The 18844-nt window shown below is 45.0% G+C and carries 16 protein-coding genes; 7 read left to right on the forward strand and 9 right to left on the reverse strand.

All coding sequences use genetic code 11. The features are described from left to right. The first annotated feature begins 31 nt into the window (after positions 1 to 31). The 3 genes from recD (at position 32) to pnp (ending at position 5326) form a co-directional block, all read left to right on the forward strand. Positions 32 to 1813 carry an exodeoxyribonuclease V subunit alpha gene (recD, locus tag ACTL4S_RS07440; protein WP_441299057.1) on the forward strand — a complete coding sequence of 594 codons (1782 nt, stop codon included), beginning with the start codon at positions 32 to 34 and terminating at the stop codon, positions 1811 to 1813. An 895-nt stretch (positions 1814 to 2708) separates the two neighbouring features. Continuing rightward, positions 2709 to 2978 carry a 30S ribosomal protein S15 gene (gene rpsO, locus ACTL4S_RS07445; RefSeq protein ID WP_004278577.1) on the forward strand — a complete coding sequence of 90 codons (270 nt, stop codon included), beginning with the start codon at positions 2709 to 2711 and terminating at the stop codon, positions 2976 to 2978. A 260-nt stretch (positions 2979 to 3238) separates the two neighbouring features. Then, entirely contained in the window at positions 3239 to 5326 is a 2088-nt protein-coding gene (pnp, locus tag ACTL4S_RS07450) for a polyribonucleotide nucleotidyltransferase (protein ID WP_171054287.1), read from the forward strand. 137 nt (positions 5327 to 5463) lie between these two features. Here pnp and ACTL4S_RS07455 read toward each other — a convergent pair whose 3' ends face one another. From ACTL4S_RS07455 to ACTL4S_RS07480, 6 genes are all read right to left on the reverse strand, one after another. Continuing rightward, positions 5464 to 5727 (reverse strand): HP1242/YdcH family protein, encoded by a 264-nt coding sequence (locus ACTL4S_RS07455; protein ID WP_253160490.1) that lies wholly within the window; start codon positions 5725 to 5727, stop codon positions 5464 to 5466. An 89-nt stretch (positions 5728 to 5816) separates the two neighbouring features. Further along, a complete protein-coding gene (locus tag ACTL4S_RS07460; RefSeq protein ID WP_004278573.1) occupies positions 5817 to 6146 on the reverse strand; it encodes a chaperone modulator CbpM in 330 nt (109 codons plus the stop codon). A 484-nt stretch (positions 6147 to 6630) separates the two neighbouring features. Beyond that, complete coding sequence (locus ACTL4S_RS07465) at positions 6631 to 7092, reverse strand: DUF2147 domain-containing protein (protein WP_004647343.1); 462 nt, start codon at positions 7090 to 7092, stop codon at positions 6631 to 6633. Between the two features lie 322 nt (positions 7093 to 7414). Then, positions 7415 to 8290: an Hsp33 family molecular chaperone HslO gene (gene hslO / locus ACTL4S_RS07470; RefSeq protein WP_004647344.1), complete on the reverse strand. Its 876-nt coding sequence runs from the start codon at positions 8288 to 8290 to the stop codon at positions 7415 to 7417. A 50-nt stretch (positions 8291 to 8340) separates the two neighbouring features. Then, complete coding sequence (locus ACTL4S_RS07475) at positions 8341 to 10194, reverse strand: cation:proton antiporter domain-containing protein (protein ID WP_441299052.1); 1854 nt, start codon at positions 10192 to 10194, stop codon at positions 8341 to 8343. A gap of 75 nt (positions 10195 to 10269) precedes the next feature. Then, the gene (locus ACTL4S_RS07480) at positions 10270 to 12492 is read right to left on the reverse strand and encodes a primosomal protein N' (protein ID WP_441299053.1); all 2223 of its coding nucleotides are present in this window, start codon (positions 12490 to 12492) and stop codon (positions 10270 to 10272) included. Between the two features lie 150 nt (positions 12493 to 12642). Between ACTL4S_RS07480 and gspF the strand changes: the two genes are divergently transcribed. The 3 genes from gspF (at position 12643) to ACTL4S_RS07495 (ending at position 14982) form a co-directional block, all read left to right on the forward strand. Continuing rightward, the gene (gene gspF, locus ACTL4S_RS07485) at positions 12643 to 13848 is read left to right on the forward strand and encodes a type II secretion system inner membrane protein GspF (RefSeq protein WP_253114568.1); all 1206 of its coding nucleotides are present in this window, start codon (positions 12643 to 12645) and stop codon (positions 13846 to 13848) included. Positions 13849 to 13927: 79 nt separating this feature from the next. Continuing rightward, complete coding sequence (gene gspG / locus ACTL4S_RS07490) at positions 13928 to 14362, forward strand: type II secretion system major pseudopilin GspG (RefSeq protein WP_085064955.1); 435 nt, start codon at positions 13928 to 13930, stop codon at positions 14360 to 14362. A 284-nt stretch (positions 14363 to 14646) separates the two neighbouring features. Next, positions 14647 to 14982, forward strand: a complete 336-nt coding sequence (locus tag ACTL4S_RS07495) for a hypothetical protein (protein ID WP_441299054.1) — start codon at positions 14647 to 14649, stop codon at positions 14980 to 14982. A 153-nt stretch (positions 14983 to 15135) separates the two neighbouring features. Here ACTL4S_RS07495 and lnt read toward each other — a convergent pair whose 3' ends face one another. Continuing rightward, entirely contained in the window at positions 15136 to 16695 is a 1560-nt protein-coding gene (gene lnt / locus ACTL4S_RS07500) for an apolipoprotein N-acyltransferase (protein WP_191112671.1), read from the reverse strand. Continuing rightward, the gene (locus ACTL4S_RS07505) at positions 16692 to 17531 is read right to left on the reverse strand and encodes a CorC family transporter (RefSeq protein ID WP_441299055.1); all 840 of its coding nucleotides are present in this window, start codon (positions 17529 to 17531) and stop codon (positions 16692 to 16694) included. The genes lnt and ACTL4S_RS07505 overlap by 4 nt, the downstream gene beginning before the upstream one ends. Before the next feature lie 201 nt (positions 17532 to 17732). On the opposite strand from ACTL4S_RS07505, the gene tusA reads away from it, so the two are divergent. Then, on the forward strand, positions 17733 to 17993 hold the full coding sequence (gene tusA / locus ACTL4S_RS07510; RefSeq protein ID WP_004729361.1) for a sulfurtransferase TusA: 261 nt from the start codon (positions 17733 to 17735) through the stop codon (positions 17991 to 17993). Positions 17994 to 18159: 166 nt separating this feature from the next. Here the strand turns inward: tusA and ACTL4S_RS07515 are convergent. Continuing rightward, positions 18160 to 18844: 4Fe-4S dicluster domain-containing protein (locus ACTL4S_RS07515; protein WP_441299056.1), on the reverse strand; the 685-nt coding region annotated here is incomplete at its 5' end.

Below are 18844 nucleotides of genomic sequence, written 5' to 3' on the forward strand. Positions count from 1 at the left end.
TTATCCTGTGGATAACTTTGAGGATAACTGTGTGGAAAATGAGCAGAATCACGTGTCGCAGCAAGACTCCAATTTAATGGCTTGGATTGACTATCTTTGTCAGCCTCCATTCAGTACAGCTGTATTTGATCCGGCAGCAAAATTATTGATCCAGCAACTGCTTGAGGCGATGCAGGCGGGGGATAGCTGTATCGAAGTTGATCCTCAGCAGGTTGCCCTATTACATAATCTGGTTCTAGATCGCCGTCAGCAAAGTATAGGAATTGCACCATTTATTTGTGCAGATCAGCATTTGTATTTGTACCGCTACTGGCAGCTAGAGCAGGCGGTAGCTGTACATATTGCTCGGATTAAAACCCAACCGGTTGCCGCTATTCATTTATCCGAACGCGATCGCAGCCTATTGTCAGATCCACAGCAGCAAAAAGCCCTGCACATGGTGGCTCAGCAAGCTTTAAGCATTATTACCGGCGGTCCGGGTACCGGTAAAACCTATACATTGGCGCATATGATTGCGGTCCTGCATGAGGCCATGCCAAATATCCGGATCGCCATGGCAGCGCCTACCGGAAAGGCCGCACAGCGGATGAAAGAGGCACTGCAAAAAGCCTTGCATAGTGAAGCTCTACAACAGTTTGAGCTAGAAGCATTAAAACAGTTACAACCGGTGACCCTGCATCGCTTATTGGGTCTGGGCACTCGCGGACAGCCACGCTTTCATGCCAAACAGCCTTTGCCCTATGATGTGATCGTGGTCGATGAAGCCTCAATGCTGGATTTGAATCTGTCACAGATGTTGCTGGCCGCCGTACCGTCTCATGCACGGCTGATTTTACTCGGTGATGCAGACCAGCTGGCCTCTGTGGATGTCGGAACGGTACTGGCAGATTTACAGCAAGTAGCGACTCTGGACGATAATCGGGTCAATTTAATCACCACACGACGTTTTGCGACTGGAGCCAAGATTGGCGCAATGGCGGAGTTTATCCAGCAGAATCATGAGCCTTCTCATGTCTTGCAGAAATTTGAGCAGCAAATCGTGGCAGCCAGTGAGTTACAAACGATTGACTTGAATCAGGTCGAAATCGACCAGTTACAGCTACAATATTTGCTCTCGGACACTGAACAGACCTCGCATAGTTTGAATCTGTATTATGACCAGCTGATGTATGGTTATCAGGCTTATGTACAGGCCATAAAAACAGAACGAAACTCAGCTGATTTTGAGCAGTATGTACAACAGGTGGTCAAAACTTTTGATGATTACCGTATTTTAACAGCAATCCGTTCTGGTGATTTGGGTCTGATCAAGATCAACCTGCAGATTGAGCAACGCTTTTTAGCAGCCCAAGGGCAGTTGAAACAGGGCGACTGGTATGTCGGACGCCCCGTCATGATGAGTTATAACGACTATCAGTTGGGGCTGTCCAATGGTGATATTGGCATCTGTTTTTTACGTGAGCAATCTGGTCAGCACCAGTTTGAAGTGTATTTTCCGAGTTTGGAAAAATGGGTGTTAGCCACCCGTTTACCTAAAAGTATTGAAACTGCTTTTGCACTGACCATTCACAAATCTCAAGGTTCAGAATTTTCCCATACCGCAGTGGTGCTGGATCAATATGCAAAAAATTTATTGAGCAAAGAGTTGATTTATACTGCAATTACTCGAGCCAAAAAAGTGGTCAGTTTATTGGTAGATTATGATGCTTTTACACAAGCACTTTGTGTCAGAACCACCCGGAAAAGTGGTTTGAGCCAAAAAATCATTGAAAAATCTAGTAATTTAATTGGCAAAAATAATCAAATCTTGTAGGTAAAAGCTTACAAGGATTCAGGAAATTGACGCATAGAGCTTTTGCTCGGTTTTTGAGAAGATTGGTTCTACAAAATAACTCAACACGGAAAGTTGAGCATAATCGTATAATGATAATAATAATGTCGGTAGACAGCGAACTTACAGTGAAGTAAGTGAAAGAGGAAACTTACAGCCGCTAAGCCTTGTAGTTTTGGGAGAGACTACAAGGCTTTTTTATATCCTGATTTTTTTTATAGGAAGCTTGCTGGATTTTTATTCTAATTTCTTAGCAAAGATTTTCAGTTCTAGCCAGTAAACTTAAGTAAATAGCGTTAAATAAAACGAGAGCTGTGTAACATTATGCAAATTTTTACCCTGTGATGTACGAAATGGCTTACAGCAAAATGAGGCAAATGCCTCTAGTGGTCTCGTAGGAATATGGCAAAATCTACCACACAAGGAAGATGATTTTTCAACAGGATGTTTGAAAATAATAATAAGCGTAAAACGCCATAATAATACAATAAATAATAATGATAAGAGAAAGAACTACAGCGCCAAAAAGCCCGAGTTTACTCGGGCTTTTTTTTATCCATTTTCTATGGGGAGTAGCTGAAGATTCAAGCGACTTAAAGGGTTTGCGGGCTTTTCAAAGGAATTTCTATATTTAATTCATCCTGGATTTATTTCACTAAAATAATGCAAAACTAGCATCTTCAAGGAACAAGAGTCATCGGATCTGAACTGCATCACTGAGCAACCAAAACCATGCAAAAATCTGGATCTATTTTTGCAATTTGATGCGTTTTCCCTTAAAATATGCAACTTGCTGTAGTGATGCACGGCAGTCAAGGTTTTGAATTCTCATCACTTTGATTTTTATCAAAATATACAAGCATCTCGGAGAAATCGAATGGCTTTAACTAACGCAGATCGCGCAGAGATCATGGCTAAATTCGCTCGCGCTGAAAACGACACTGGTTCACCAGAAGTTCAAGTAGCTCTTTTAACTGCTCAAATCAATGACTTACAAGGTCACTTCAAAGAGCACAAACACGACCACCATAGCCGTCGCGGTCTAATCCGTATGGTTAACCAACGTCGTAAACTACTTGACTACCTTAACGGTAAAGACCACGGTCGTTATGTAGCATTGATCGGTGCTTTAGGTTTACGTCGTTAATTCGATTTAAACTTTATTTTCGGGTGTATTGCATGCTTTGTGCTGTATTACTGAAAACTAAAGTCGGCTTAGCTTTGCGCTGAGCCAGTGGAAGGGGCGAATGTTTCGCTCCTTCTTTGTGTTTAAAAATAGTATTTAATCTGGTGAGGTCGGCTTCTAAGCTTTGTCATTTACTCGCCCATATGGTCATGAATGCCAAACCTTAGGGGTCTCCACTAGAATAATTGTTCACAAGAACTAGGAAAAAATAAAACATGTCAATGTTTAATATTATTCGTAAAGAATTCCAATTCGGTCAGCACAACGTTATCTTGGAAACAGGTCGTGTTGCCCGTCAGGCAAACACTGTTGTGATCACCATGGGCGGCGTACAAGTACTTGTTGCTGTTGTGGCACAACCTAAAGCAAAAGCAGGTCAAGACTTCTTCCCATTGACTGTAAACTATCAAGAAAAGCAATATGCTGCTGGTCGTATCCCGGGTGGTTATGGCAAGCGTGAAGGCCGTCAGTCTGAAGCTGAAACTTTGATTTCACGTCTGATTGACCGTCCAATTCGTCCGTTGTTCCCGGAAGGTTACTTCAACGAAATTCAAGTAACAGCTACTGTTATTTCTTCTGATAAAACCATGGATGCTGACATTGCTGCAATGTTGGGTACTTCAGCTGCATTGTCTATTGCTGGTACACCTTTCCGTGGTCCGATTGGTGGCGCGCGCGTTGGTTTAATCAACGGTGAATACATCCTGAACCCAAACCTTGAACAACTTAAAGAGTCTGATCTTGATCTTGTTGTTGCGGGTACTGAAACTGCAGTATTGATGGTTGAATCTGAAGCGAAAGAACTTTCAGAAGACCAAATGCTGGGCGCTGTATTGTTCGGTCATGACGAAATGCAAATTGCGATCCAGGCGATCAAAGAATTTGCTGCAGCTGCAGGCGCGGTTGAATCAACTTGGGTTGCTCCAGTTAAAAATGAAGAACTTCTTGGTAAATTGAAAGAAGCATTCGAAGCGAAAATCTCTGAAGCTTACACGATTGCAGTTAAGCAAGACCGTTATGCGGCACTTGACGCGCTTTATGCAGAAGCAGTTGCACAGTTCGTTCCTGAAAATGACGAAACTGGCATTGCAGAAGAAGTTAACGAATTATTCGAAGATCTTAAATACCGTACCGTACGTGACAACATCCTCTCTGGTAAACCACGTATTGATGGTCGTGACACCAAAACTGTTCGTGCAATCGACGTACAAGTAGGCGTTCTAGATCGTGCTCACGGTTCTGCATTGTTCACACGTGGTGAAACTCAGGCCTTGGTCACAACGACTTTGGGTAATACACGTGATGCGTTGATGGTTGATACCCTTGCAGGTACAAAAACTGACAACTTCATGTTGCACTACAACTTCCCTGCATATTCTGTAGGTGAAACTGGCCGTGAATCTGGTCCTAAGCGTCGTGAAATCGGTCACGGTCGTCTGGCACGTCGTGGTGTTCAAGCAGTTCTTCCTGCTGCTGACCGCTTCCCGTATGTGATCCGTATCGTATCTGACATCACTGAATCTAACGGTTCGTCTTCAATGGCGTCTGTGTGTGGTGCTTCATTATCATTGATGGATGCTGGTGTTCCACTCAAAGCACCAGTTGCAGGTATTGCGATGGGTCTAGTGAAAGAAGGCGAGCGTTTCGCAGTTCTTTCTGACATCTTGGGTGATGAAGATCACTTGGGCGACATGGACTTTAAAGTAGCGGGTTCTGCAAACGGTATTACTGCGCTACAAATGGACATCAAGATCGAAGGCATCACTGAAGAGATCATGGAATCTGCATTGAACCAGGCTTATGCGGGTCGTATGCACATCTTGAATGAGATGAACCAGGTGATTTCACGTGCGCGTCCTGAAATTTCGATGCACGCACCGACCTTCCAGGTGATCAACATCAACCCGGATAAAATCCGTGATGTGATCGGTAAAGGCGGCGCGACCATTCGTGCAATTACTGAAGAAACTAAAGCGGCGATTGATATCGAAGATAACGGTACAGTTCGCGTATTTGGTGAAACTAAAGCGGCTGCGCAAGCTGCAGTTGCTAAGATCCAGGCACTTACTGCTGAAATCGAGCCAGGTACAATTTATACAGGTAAAGTGATTCGTATCGTTGAATTCGGTGCGTTCGTAAATATCCTGCCAGGTACTGATGGCTTGCTTCACATCTCTCAAATCTCAAACGAACGCATTGCGAACGTGGCAGATGTATTGAAAGAAGGTCAAGAAGTGAAAGTACAGGTTGCGGATGTTGATAACCGTGGCCGTATCAAATTGACGATGAAAGACATCGAACAAGTTTAATTCTTAAACTATTCACATGGGAAAACTCGTGTGAATAACAATAAAAAAGCCCTGAGCTTGGTCAAAGTGTTTACTTTGGCTGGCTTAGGGCTTTTTTTATGCGTCAGTATTGGTCTGAATGTGGTGTCCAGTTGATCTCAGGTCAAGGGGTCCGCTTCAGAGCTTTTTAACAGACGGTAAATTTCATCTTTTAATTTCAGTTTTTTACGCTTGATCGCCTCAATATCATTGTTGATATGATTGACTGGATCAAGTTCAAGCTGGCTGATTTCTTTGTCCAGCTCATTATGTTCCTCGAATAACTTGGCAAAATAGGGATTTTCCTCGCGAAGTTGCACAATCAAGTCGCGGTATTCGGGAAACATGTATTTGAGTTTCTTATTGCAATCTTTGGTTTTCATAGGGATTCTTATACTCTAATCATAAAATTAAATATAAATATGTTCTGATCTGCACTGGAAAATGCAGATCGACAGAACATGAAAAGGATTTACTTGAAGTGCAAATGTTTGACCTCGCGGCGTAACTCCTGCACTTCATCAATGAGGTCCAGCATCATGGCAACGGCGCTAAATGAGGCATCAAAATCGCGTTGCAGGCGATAGGCGCGTTGTGCACGCGAGATATCTTCACCGAGGAAAGTGCTGGTCGGGGTTGTAGAACGATTGGGTAAAATTCCATGTTCAATTAACTGCATGACCCATTCCGGGCTTTGTCCACACGCTTCTGCAAAGTGGATCAAGTCAAATGAACGATCGTCCATAATTTCTGAGGGGGTATAACCGTGGGAAAAACTTTCTTGGTACTGAATCGTAGTCATGGGTCTACTCCTTAAACAGCCAAGTGTGCAAAATCCGTAGAAAGGGAAGGTACTAAAATAGAACGCTTTCCAATCCTTGGACATGCAGACTCAGAGTGATGACTCAAATGATCATGAGTGAAGAGTCGGGATGCACTGGTAGTTGATGAATCAGTCGGTCTGACCGGATCTTTATCAGCAGCATGCGAGGCAAAGAAGGTTAAAGCTGAAGTTGTTTTTATAATTTTATGTGTTATCGACAAAGCGTATTCAATCACTTTCCTATGTTGAATAGAGGGCGCCATATCAGGGCTGCAAAGCAGACCAGAGGACAGAATTGAACAAGGCTGAAGATTGATCATCATAAGTGGATAAAAAATAACCGTCTTCGATCCATTATTATGACTTTGCCTGCTCCAAAACAGTTTTTATTTGTACCTTATTGTTTCAAATCATGACAAAGAAAAAAGCCCCTGATATAGGGGCTTTGAAAATCTTTCTGAAATTAATATTTTACCCAGGTAACACTGCGACCAATTACTGATACCCCGACATAACCACGCAAGGTCAGACGTTTACCATTAGCACTTAAGCGTGCTTTGCCTTTATAAACTTTGCCACTGATCGGATCAAGTACTTTGCCATCATGGTATTCACGCGGCTTTTTCGGATCTGCCTTAAAATCCCAGATAAACGGCAGGCCTAGAAAAGGCTTGTTCTTGAGCTGGCCTGGACATTTATGACAGATCCCCATTTTTTCTGCGCCAGGCAAGCTGCGTGTTTCGACAATTACCCCTTCATAACTACCATCTGCTTTCTTGCGAATTTCCACATCCGCACGAGAATAGCCCGATTGATCATCGATGGTTTTCCATTTACCCAATAATGGATCTTCATAGGCAAAGGCCAAACTAGAAACTGCGGCTAAACTCATCCCCATTACTAGAGTATTCAATAATTTTCTCATAACATACCTGTTAAATTGATGATGTATTCATTTTAGAATTATTGCTCTAATTTATTTTAAAAGCATAATTAAATCAAGAGTATGAACTGTGCAGTCTTTCTCATAATTTTTCGAAAATGATGAATATTCATGTTTTGTTAATGTGAATAATCTTATAATTTAACAGAGATTCTTAGATTGGATTCACAGGAGAGTTTGATTCAGGGAGTAGACGGGTTTTCTAATGTAGGGGAATACGCTCTGTTGAACTCAGTCCCATAGGTTTTAAAATATAAAAAAAAGCATTCCTAGGAATGCTTTTAAACTTAAGGATTCTAAGTACTTAGCTCAGGTGTTTACCAAATAGACCCAAGGCTTCTTCAGCCGTAAAGGTATATTGGCTATTACAGAACTGGCAGTCCATCTCGATCGGATTCTGGAATTCCAGCGTTTCACGGATCGACTCTACGCCGATTTGCTGTAAAGCGACTGCACAACGCTCTTTAGAGCAGGTACAACCAAACTTCAACACTTCCGTATCTGGCAGACGAACTTCTTCTTCGTTATATAAACGGTACAGAATATCAGTGGCTTGCAAACCGACTAACTCTTCAGTTTTTAGGGTCTCTGTGAGCATGGTCAGACGTGGCCATAGGTCTTCATCTACCCGGCGTTGTTCTTCTTCACTATTACGTGGTAACAGCTGAATCAGTAAACCACCTGCACGCTGATGGTCACTTGCCAGTACAATACGCGTCGGAATCTGCGCAGACAGGTCATAATACTGCATCAGACAGCCCGCCAGATTTTCTTTATCAAGAGGTACAATCCCCTGATAACGCTCACCAAACTCTGGTTCGATATTGATGAATAGAACCGGAGAGGTGAGTGATTTCAAGACCGTACTACTGTCTTCACCAACCAGAAAGTGCGGATCTTCTTCATAGTCAGCCAGAGCGCGAACTTCACCCAAATGGTTACATTCAGCCATAGCCCATTTAAATGTGCCTGATGCCTGAATTTGCAGGCTGATACGCCCTTTAATCTTCAATGTGCTGGCCAGCAGTGCAGTGGCACTGAGCATTTCACCTAGCAGGATCTTAACTGCAGGTGCATAGTCACGTTGCGCTAAAATGGTTTGTAAGGCTTCTTCAAGATGCACCACTTCACCACGAACAGGGCTATCTTCAATAAAAAAGCGTTGGCGTAAATCAGACATAAAATTCTCCATAACCCTGCTTTAATGGTGTCATTATTGTAAAACACAAGTTATGACAGTTCATCTCTTAACGTATCAATTCCTGCGCCATTTGTATCCTGTTGCTGCTGTGTAGCCTGTTTTTGCACTTTATGGCGTTGATCCTGGGCAAACAGATGCTCCAGTTCGGCTAAACTGCTCCGCTGATTTTCATAATTTGGATGTTCATCCGGATCCAGATGATATTGGCTATTCAGCAGTTTTTCATCGTGTTCACGGAAGTTTTGAATCTGTTGCTGGCTATTTTCAAGGTCAGGATTGATCTGGTTTAATAAGGCCTGACTGAGTTCCAAGGCGGAAAGATAAGTTTCACGCCAGATGTGTTTCACGCCCAAATCCTGCAATAAATGCACATGATGCCGGTCACGGGCGCGGACCCATAAACAGGTTTCAGGATAATTCAGCCGCAGATGCCGCACGATCAACATCGAGTCTTCAATATCGTCAATCGCCACAATTACCTGTTGCGCTGTGGTAATGCCGGTCTGTATCAAGGCTTCCGGCTCTGTTGCATCTGCCTGATAGAAAGGAATATCGTACTGCGCCAGAAGTTCAGTGGCTTGCACATTGCTGTCCATGACACTAAATGCATGCTGCTGTTGCAGTAAAATTCGGGCAATAATCTGTCCGAAGCGGCCAAAGCCAATCAGCAGGATTGGTGTATGGGCTTGAGGATTAATATCAGTTTCAAAAGTCGCTGCCAGATGATTGTGGCGATCCAGACGCGGTAAGATCTGACTGTGCAATAACCAATAAAATGCGGGGGTCAGCAGCAAGGAAAAACTCACCATCCACAGCAAGGGAGAGAGCAGATCAGCCGCAATAATCTGGTCGGAAACGGCAATTACCAGTGCCAGTAAGGCAAATTCGCCGCCTTGCGCCAGACTGGCTGCTAACAAGGTGCTATTGCGCCAGCTATTTTGATGATAACGCGCCAATGCCAGACTGATTGCAAACTTGCCCAAGATTAAAGTGAGGGTGCCACCGAGAATCATCCAGGGGAAATTGAGCAGATCAGGTAAGTGCAGTGACATGCCCAGACTGATAAAGGCTAGGCCCATCAACAGACCCTGAAAAGGCCGAATCGCGCTTTCTACCGCAGGCCGGAAATCTGAATCTGCCAGTAAAATGCCGGCAAATAAGGCACCGAGAAATAGATTCAGGCCGAGGGTATTCATTAACACCAACAATGCCAAGGTCACCGCAATCGCTACAATCGCATGCAGTTCGTGACTGCCACTTTTAGCAATCCAGCGATACAACGGCTGCATCAAGTAACGATTACACAGGAACAGACCGCTTAACGTCGCGATGAGGGCAGCAAAGTAGGCCACGCCATGTTCGGTCGAGCGAATCCCGGCAAATAAGGGAATGGCTGCAATCACCAGAACGGCCAACAGAGCATGAATCAGCAGAATCGAATAGGCTTGCTGACCATAGCTGGTGGCGAACTGTTCCTGATGATTGAGATGTTGAATCACCAAAGTCAGGGCGGACAAACTGCCGGCGAGTCCAATTACAATGCTGGCGAGTAGGCTTTGCTGAAGGAAAACCCAGGCCATGAGCGTGAAAATCAGGGTGCTGATTAGTACCTGTAAAGCAGCCATCATCCACAGGGAGGGATTAATCTGCACAATGCGTTGTGGTCTGAGTTGCAGGCCGATCCAGAACATCAGTGCCATCAGGCTGACTTGCATGAAACTACTCATGACTTCGGGTGTCTGAATCAGGTGCAAAAGGCTTGGACTTAAGATGATCCCTGTTAACAGATAGCCCAGCACACTTGGCAATCTGAGCCTTTTACTCAGTGGCACTATCAACAGTGCAATGACCAGAACCAGTGTTATTTGTAACAGTATCGACATTTTCCTGCCCTAAATTTATTCTTGATCCAGACTTGCAGTTTCGTATTCCAGATCGATCCTCAGGCGTAATATCTTTTAGCTCAGTTCCTGAGGGTCGATGTCCAGCGTGAGCTTCATGCTAGAAGGTTTGTCCTGCAGCATGTTTTGCCACCAGCTACGCACATAGTAATGCAAACGTGGACGATCCGCTGACAATAGCACCATATGCGACTGATAGCGTCCGGCCTTACGTTCCATTGGCGCAGGAATTGGTCCCCAGATGTCCAGCGCCAGATCAGGATATTGCCTGAGGAGTGCTGCATGTTTCTGTAAGAATTCGGTATTTTGTGCCTGATCCTTGGATTCACAGCGAATCAGAATGGCATAACGGTAGGGCGGCATTCTGGCCATCTGCCGTTCTTTTAAGGTCTGCTGGGCAAATACGCGATAATTTTCATTGACCAGGGTATTCAGCAGGGCATGATCAGGTCTGAGGGTCTGCAGATAAACATCGCCTTTATGTTCACCACGTCCGGCACGGCCAGCCACTTGCACGATCAGTTGCGCAGTCCGTTCAGTAGCACGGAAGTCCACACTCAGCAGACCGGAATCAATATCCAGAATCGCCACCAGCGTCACATAAGGAAAATGATGCCCCTTGGCCAGCATCTGGGTGCCGAGTAGAATCGCCGGTTCGCTTTTCTGAATCTTGTCATAGATTTTTTGCCAGCTGCCGACCCGACTGGTGGAATCGCGATCGACCCGAATCACCTCAAAATCCGGAAATAGCTCATTTAAATGTTCTTCGACTTTGCCGGTGCCCATACCCAGTGTAACCAGTTCCTGATGCTGACATTGCGGGCAGTGTTCCGGCATACGGTGAATAGTACCGCAGTGATGGCAATGCAGATGCTGATAAGGCTGACGGTGTACAGTGAAGTTGGCATCACAGTGCGGACATTGCGCCTGCCAGCCACAGCTGCCACAAAGCAGGACGGGGGCATAGCCACGGCGGTTTAAAAAAATCAGTACCTGTTCTTTTTTCTCCAGGCGCTTTTTGATGTCCTGAATCAATTGCAGGCTAATCCCATGCTTTTTTTGCGCAACTTTTAAATCCAGAATATGGATTTTGGGCATCAAGGCCGTGCCGGCACGCTGGTTCAGCTCCAGTGCCTGCATCTTGCCATGTTCAACCAGCGCATAACTGTCAATACTTGGTGTGGCTGAACCTAAGATTACCGGACATTGCTGTAAATGGCCGCGGTACAGGGCGACATCACGGGCATGATAGCGGAAGCCTTCCTGCTGTTTAAAGGACAGGTCATGTTCTTCATCCAGAATGATCAGGCCCAGATTCGGCATTGGCGTATAAATGGCGGAACGTGTCCCAAGCACAATCGAGGCTTTGCCAGTTTCTGCCGACTGCCAGGCCTGTAGCCGTTTGGAATCATTCAAACCGGAGTGCAGCAACGCAATATGGCAATGAAAACGGGACTGAAAACGGCTGATGGTTTGCGGCGTCAGGCCGATTTCCGGCACCAGCACCAGCACCTGTTTGCCCTGTTTCAGTACCTGTTCCATGATCTGCAAATACACTTCAGTTTTACCGCTGCCGGTCAGACCATCCAGTAAAAAAGCTTGATATTGATTGCGATATTTTAATACCTGTTCGACTGCATGTTTTTGTTCAGGATTGGCAGTAAGCGGCATTTGTGCCAGCTGCATCGGCTTCGGATTGAAATCTTGTGGCTCCAGCACACAGGCGCAAATCTCTTTTTTCTCCAGCGCTTTTAAGGTCGCAGTTTCAATCCCGGCCATATTCAGCACATTTTCAGTGGTCCCGACCGGATGCAGTTTTAAAATCCGGTAGGCTTCCTGCTGCTTGTCCGAACGGCGTACTTTGGCCTCGGCATCAGGGTCCAGCAATTTCCAGGTACGAGCTAGCAGGTTATAAGGCTTACCCTGACGCAGGAGAGTTGGCAGGGCACTGTGGACGACTTCACCGATCGGGAACTGATAATACTGCGCTGACCATGTCAACAAACTTAAAACTTTGCTATCTATAATGGCACGTTCATCAAGTAGTTCGGTCACTGCCTTAAGTTTAAAGCGCGGATCGAGAGGAGTGTCTGCGGACAGTTTTTCGATAATCACCCCGACCAGATTCTGACGTCCAAATGACACCATTACACGTGCGCCAATCTGCGCCTGTTTAAATTGTTCTGCACTCATCGTGTAATCAAAACAATCAAATACATGCACAGGTACAGCAACGCGTACGCGATAAATTGGACTTAAATCGGTGTGGGAATTTTGCATATCTTGGGGTGGAGATCCTGAAGAAATTTCGTCGTGCTTAAAGTTCGATTATGTTAGAGTGAGTAGATAATTTATATCAAAGAATATGAATGATTTCGGTGGTCTGACGCAACAGCGTTGAGCAAAATTTTGGAAAATTAGAGCATTACAATGCCTGCATATCAGTTTATTGCGCTTGATGCTTCAGGAAAGCAGCAAAAAGGCGTGCTGGAGGGGGATTCTGCACGTCAGATCCGGCAACAATTACGGGATAAAGCACTTATTCCTGTCTCTGTTGATCCTGTTGAAAAAAAAGACCAGCAGCATCGTCGAAAATGGTTTGAAAAAAGTATTACCGCCTATGATCTGGCTCTCATGACCCGGCAGCTGTCCGTGCTAGTCGCCGCCGCGATTCCATTGGAAGAAGCCATCCGTGCTGTTGGCAAGCAAAGCGAAAAAGTACATGTACAAAACCTGCTGATGTCAGTGCGCTCAAAAGTGCTGGAAGGGCATAGTCTGGCGCAGGGCCTGCAGCAATCCGGACGTTTTCCTGAACTGTATATTGCCACAATTGCTGCCGGTGAACGTTCCGGACATCTGGACCTGATTCTGGATCAGTTGGCTGACTATACCGAAAACCGGTTTGCCATGCAGAAAAAAATTCAAGGTGCAATGATCTATCCGATTATTCTGATGCTGATGTCCTTTGCGATTGTGATGGGGCTGATGACCTATGTGGTGCCGGATATCGTCAAGACTTTTGATCAGAGTAAAGACGCCTTGCCCTGGATTACCGTGGCCTTGATGAAAGCCAGCGATTTTATCCGCATTGCCTGGCCATTTTTATTGATCGGTGGTGCTTTAGGGATTTTCTTATTAATCCGATTTTTAAGAACTACCGCCGGGCATTATGCCTTTGACCGTCTGACCTTAAAATTACCTTTATTCGGCAAATTGTCACGCGGAATTAATGCCGCACGTTTTGCCAGTACTTTATCCATTTTGACCCAGTCTGGCGTGCCGCTGGTCGATGCGCTGCGCATTGGTGCTGCAGTCAGTAACAACTGGGTGATCCGGGATTCTGTCAATCTGGCAGCGGAAAAAGTCACTGAAGGTGGCAACCTGGCAACCCAACTGGAACGCAGTGGTTATTTCCCCCCGATGATGGTACAAATGATCAAAAGTGGTGAAGCATCCGGTGAACTGGACCGTATGCTGGAACGTGCTTCACAGATGCAGGATCGCGAAGTGACTACCCTGATTTCAACTTTACTGGCCTTGTTGGAACCTTTAATGCTGGTACTGATGGCCAGTATCGTTCTGGTGATTGTGATTGCGGTCATGCTGCCAATTGTGAATATGAATAATATGATTTAAACAGAAACCGCTTAGAATTTTGCTGTGATCAAGATTCAAGTGGAAATTCTGAATGATGCAAATAAATGAGAGAGATTGAATGAAAAGGAATCAATTAAATAAACAGACGGGCTTTACGTTAATCGAAGTCATGGTGGTGATTGTTATTCTTGGTGTGCTTGCTGCGCTGATCGTTCCGAACGTGATGGGACGCGGTGAAAAGGCCAAAGTAGATACCACCGTGATCAAGTTGCAGAGCATTGCAGGTTCACTGGATCAATACAAGCTGGACAATGGCAAGTATCCAAGTATGCAGGAAGGTGGTCTGGATGCACTGGTGAATCAGCCAGCGACTGCAAAAAACTGGGTGCCGGGCGGCTATGTCAAAGGCGGTTTTCCAAAAGACAGCTGGGATAATGAACTGCAATATGTGATTCCGGGTACCGATGGTCGCAACTTCGATCTGTATTCATTTGGTGCAGATGGTCAATCGGGTGGTGAAGGAACAGATGCCGATATTTATTATCAGCCTTAATTGAGAATCATTATAAATTCTCGATAGATGGCATATATCACTTCACTGAATAGGCTATTTCAATACGAAGTGAAGTGATAATAACTCTTAATTATCAAATATAATGTAAGTTAATGATATTTATGATAATGAAATAATAAAAACGATATGCGAGTTATAATAAGAATTATTCCCATATTTATCTATTACAATTCTCGTAAAATATGAATAAACATACACTTTCTATTTATTTAAAAAAGCTCATAATGATCTGAATGGCACTTGACTCGCCAACGGAGAAGTACATGAAAGCATTAGTCTTAGGGGATGAAATCAATCAATTTCATTGGTCGATGCTGAAATCTGTTCTTCTGGTTTTAAGCATGCTGCCGATCAGTCAGGGAATCGTCCATTTATGGCAGAGCACCGAAGGCAGCAGCCAGATTATGGTGGCCTTTTTTGCTATCAGCTTGATGAGCAGTTTATTGGCCCTATGTTTCTGGTCCGCATTAAACGCGAGTGTAGTTCGCATTCAAGCCGAACAAGGTTCAGTATTTGAGCAGACACTGGTTAAGCTCTATCGTCATGTGCCGATGCTGTCACTTGCCAGTATGTTGTGTTATCTGGCTTCACAGTTTTAAATTTGAATGTAATAAAAAGCCGAGGCATTGACCTCGGTTTTTTATTGCCTTGAGTGTTCTTCGCTTTCATAAAGGGAGCTTAGGAGGGATTGATAAGGTGCTATATTCAGGAATCCCCTAAATCCCTCTTTGTAAAAGAGGGACTTGAAGAAATTATCTTCTTGACTTAAAGCTGACATCCACTTTACGTGGACGGAAGCGCCATCCAATAAGCAAAAGCAGAACTGAGAAGATCATCACTGGCCAATCACTGAGTTTCATATACAGCGTTTCGCCCTGCATGGCTGGAAGTTCACCACGTAATACCGCTTCCTGATCCACCGGGGCTTTTTTCACGATGTGGCCATTGTGGTCAATAAAGGCGGTTACACCGGTATTGGTGGCGCGAATAAACCAGCGGCCATTTTCTTTAGCACGCATTTGCACCATTTGCAGATGCTGTAATGGTCCTGCCGTGCCGGTAAACCAGGCATCATTAGACACGGTCACCAGAAAATCACTTTGGCTGGCATTGCGACGGGTCAAATTCGGGTAGGCCACTTCATAGCAAATTGCAGAACCCAATGGATGATTTTTCACATTCAATGGTTTTTGATGATCTGCGCCCCGGGTAAAACCACTCATGGAAGGATCATTTTGCAGACCTGGCAAGACCCAGCTCAGCCAGCCTGATAAGGGGATATATTCACCAAAGGGAACCAGTCGTTGCTTCTTGTATAGCCCATCAGATTCATTTCCGCTGGCCATAATGCTATTGTAATATTTTGGATAGCCTGCAGCCTGTGATTCTGCTAAATCCCAATATGGAATGCCGGTTACCCATGCAGTGCCTGATTTTTCAGCTTGTACTTTCATGGCCTCCAGAAAGGCTTCAATATCAGTCTGGAACATGGGAATCGAAGATTCCGGCCAGACGATCAGATCACGACCCCATTCGGTTTTACTCAAATTGGCATAAATCAATAAGGTCTTTACCTGATATTCAGTCAGCCATTTCAAGTCTTGCGGAATATTGCCCTGAATCAGGGAAACCGTTAAAGGCTTTTGATTTTTTTGCTCAACAAACGTCAGCTGTGCTGCGCCCCAGGCACCAAGTAACAAGATGGCGGAAGGAATGGCCCAGAACAGGCGTCTATTCAGGATCTCAACCAGCGCACAGGCCAGAATGATCACCACGAAAGATACCCCAAACACCCCGAATAATGGCGCATAAGCATCTAGGTAGCGTTCGGTAAAGGCATAACCAGCAAACAGCCATGGGAATCCGGTAAAGACCCAGGTCTTGGACCATTCAAACAGCACCCAGAGCGGGGCAAAGGTTAAAGGTGTTTCCGGGAAAAAGCGGCGATAGACAAACGTTTGAACGGCACTAAACAGACCCATCACCAGCGCCATAATCAGGATCATCACGACGCTGAGAAATGCACTGGTATCGCCATAGACATGAATTGAGGTATACAGCCAGAATGCGCCGACAAACCACAAGCCAATCCCATAAGCCCAGCCAATGCCAAAGGCCTGTTTTGCGCTACGTCCGCGCAGGCAAGCATAGAGCAGTGCTGGAGACAGAATCGCCAGCCACCAGTAATGATAAGGGGCTAGTGCCAAACTAAAGATAGCACCTGCAAATAAGGCAATTAAAACAGGATAGATCAGCGGCAACGGTTTTTGCTGTTGAGACGAACTCAACAGCTTATCGAAATACGCTCTCATTGGCGCACGGCTCGAATTAGATGAATAGAGCGTGAATCCGCCTCAAGAATGGTAAATTGCCAGTTTTCCATTTCAATGGTTTGACCTTCAAGGTCACTCACCAGACCAATTTCCTGTAATAACAAGCCGCCCATGGTTTCCACTTCATCATCAGGGAAAGTCGCATCCAGCATATTATTGAAATACTCAATCGGAGTCAGGGCTTGGACTACCCAGGTATTGGCGGTAGTCGGGTCGTTATCCGGAACAATGTAGTATGCTTCTTCGTCAGCATTGTCATGTTCATCTTCAATTTCACCGACAATTTCTTCCAGAATATCTTCCAGTGTCACCAGACCCGAAGTCGTACCGTATTCATCAATCACCACCGCAATATGCGTCTGGGTATTCTTTAACATGCGCAGCACCTGATCGGAGCGGGCACTTTCTGGAACAAATAAAGGCTGACGCATAAGCGCGCGAATATCGACTTTGGTCGTCGGTTCAGTTAGAAAAGGCAATAAATCCTTGGCCAATAGAATGCCGACTACATTGTCGGTCTGATCGGATGAAAATACCGGAAAACGTGAATGCGCAGACTCGACCAACACATGCAGGATATCCAGCAGCTGGTCATCTTCCTGCAAGCTGATCATGGACGTGCGAGGCGTCATGACTTCACGAATTTTGGTTGCCGGGAGGTCAAGAACGCCCTCAAGCATGGCAACAGTATCGGGTTCTAAAAATCGACGTGAATCTTGTACTAATTTTAGCAGTTCGTCGCGAGTTTCGGGTGCAGTTCCCAGCCATTTGCGTAAGCCGCGCATACCCCACGACGGGCCTGATTCCTCGTGCATGATTTTTCCTGAAGACTCTTAATATCTAAAAAAACGTGGTTTTATCATACCGCAGAAAATACGCTTGTCTATTGTAAATATGATGCGCAGTCTTGATCGCGCGAGTCAGCGCTGATTTTGGAACTGGCCACGTATGCAAAGCAGCAATGTAATCGCAGCTTTATGCTAAAATATGGCGGTCTTTCCATCCTGAGTCTATCGATGTCCCCAACTGAAATTATTCCAAGTCTGCAATTGAATACCCGAGGTTTACGTTGTCCTGAGCCAGTGATGATGTTGCATCAGGCGATCCGTAAATCCAAGGCAGGTGATGTGGTTGAGGTGTTTGCCACGGATAATTCAACGTCGTGGGATATTCCAAAATTCTGTATGCATTTGGGGCATGAGTTGCTCTTGCAGGAAGAACGTCTGGATGAAAATGGTAATAAAGAATTTCATTATTTAGTGAAGAAAGGCGGCTAAAGAGATAAACGACAGATGAGCTCAATGAGCTGTACCTGTTTAGAAAATAAAATTCCACAAATTTGCTAAATTAAATAGATGAATGGATAAGAGCTGAAATTTTAAATAATTTATCCATAAATAAACCCGCTTAAAAGCGGGTTCATTTTTTTATCTGATGATTACCTTACATATTCGGGTAATTCGGACCACCACCACCTTCCGGTGTTACCCATGTGATGTTCTGGGACGGATCCTTAATGTCACAGGTCTTGCAGTGCACACAGTTGGCTGCATTGATCTGGAAACGCTTGGAACCGTCATTATTTTCCATAATTTCATAGACACCCGCCGGGCAGTAACGCTGCGCAGGCTCATCCCATTTCGGTAGATTTACTTCCACCGGAATCGAAGCATCGGTCAGTTTCAAGTGCGCTGGCTGGTTCTCTTCATGGACCGTATTCGAGACAAACACTGAAGACAGACGGTCAAAGGTCAGCTTGCCATCCGGTTTTGGATAGGTCGGCTTGAAGCTTTCAGCTGCCTGGGTTTTTAGCGCAGCATGGTCCTGAACCAGATCATGCAAGGTAAAAGGCACTTTAAACACGTTCTGGTCGATAAAGTTAAAGGCACCACCGATCCATTGGCCGAACTTGTGCATTGCCGGGCCGAAGTTACGTGAGTTGTATAACTCTTCTTTGAGCCAGCTGTTGTTAAACTTGTCGGTATAAGCAGTCAGTTCCTTAACAAAGAAATCTTCGCCTTCAGCCACACGTGCCACCGCCAGATCACCGCCTTTTTCTACACCGGCCGCAATCGCCTCAAATACCGCTTCACCGCAGAGCATGCCGGATTTCATCGCAGTATGTGAG

It is taken from the genome of Acinetobacter lwoffii (assembly GCF_052078135.1).
In the GTDB taxonomy this organism is placed as follows: domain Bacteria; phylum Pseudomonadota; class Gammaproteobacteria; order Pseudomonadales; family Moraxellaceae; genus Acinetobacter; species Acinetobacter lwoffii_Z.

Excerpts from the sequence above, each read along its gene's own strand:
- rpsO (WP_004278577.1), top strand. The coding sequence starts at position 2,709 with ATGGCTTTAACTAACGCAGATCGCGCAGAGATCATGGCTAAATTCGCT.
- pnp (WP_171054287.1), top strand. The coding sequence starts at position 3,239 with ATGTTTAATATTATTCGTAAAGAATTCCAATTCGGTCAGCACAACGTT.
- ACTL4S_RS07455 (WP_253160490.1), bottom strand. The coding sequence starts at position 5,727 with ATGAAAACCAAAGATTGCAATAAGAAACTCAAATACATGTTTCCCGAA.
- ACTL4S_RS07460 (WP_004278573.1), bottom strand. The coding sequence starts at position 6,146 with ATGACTACGATTCAGTACCAAGAAAGTTTTTCCCACGGTTATACCCCC.
- ACTL4S_RS07465 (WP_004647343.1), bottom strand. The coding sequence starts at position 7,092 with ATGAGAAAATTATTGAATACTCTAGTAATGGGGATGAGTTTAGCCGCA.
- hslO (WP_004647344.1), bottom strand. The coding sequence starts at position 8,290 with ATGTCTGATTTACGCCAACGCTTTTTTATTGAAGATAGCCCTGTTCGT.
- ACTL4S_RS07475 (WP_441299052.1), bottom strand. The coding sequence starts at position 10,194 with ATGTCGATACTGTTACAAATAACACTGGTTCTGGTCATTGCACTGTTG.
- ACTL4S_RS07480 (WP_441299053.1), bottom strand. The coding sequence starts at position 12,492 with ATGCAAAATTCCCACACCGATTTAAGTCCAATTTATCGCGTACGCGTT.
- gspF (WP_253114568.1), top strand. The coding sequence starts at position 12,643 with ATGCCTGCATATCAGTTTATTGCGCTTGATGCTTCAGGAAAGCAGCAA.
- gspG (WP_085064955.1), top strand. The coding sequence starts at position 13,928 with ATGAAAAGGAATCAATTAAATAAACAGACGGGCTTTACGTTAATCGAA.
- ACTL4S_RS07495 (WP_441299054.1), top strand. The coding sequence starts at position 14,647 with ATGAAAGCATTAGTCTTAGGGGATGAAATCAATCAATTTCATTGGTCG.
- lnt (WP_191112671.1), bottom strand. The coding sequence starts at position 16,695 with ATGAGAGCGTATTTCGATAAGCTGTTGAGTTCGTCTCAACAGCAAAAA.
- ACTL4S_RS07505 (WP_441299055.1), bottom strand. The coding sequence starts at position 17,531 with ATGCACGAGGAATCAGGCCCGTCGTGGGGTATGCGCGGCTTACGCAAA.
- tusA (WP_004729361.1), top strand. The coding sequence starts at position 17,733 with ATGTCCCCAACTGAAATTATTCCAAGTCTGCAATTGAATACCCGAGGT.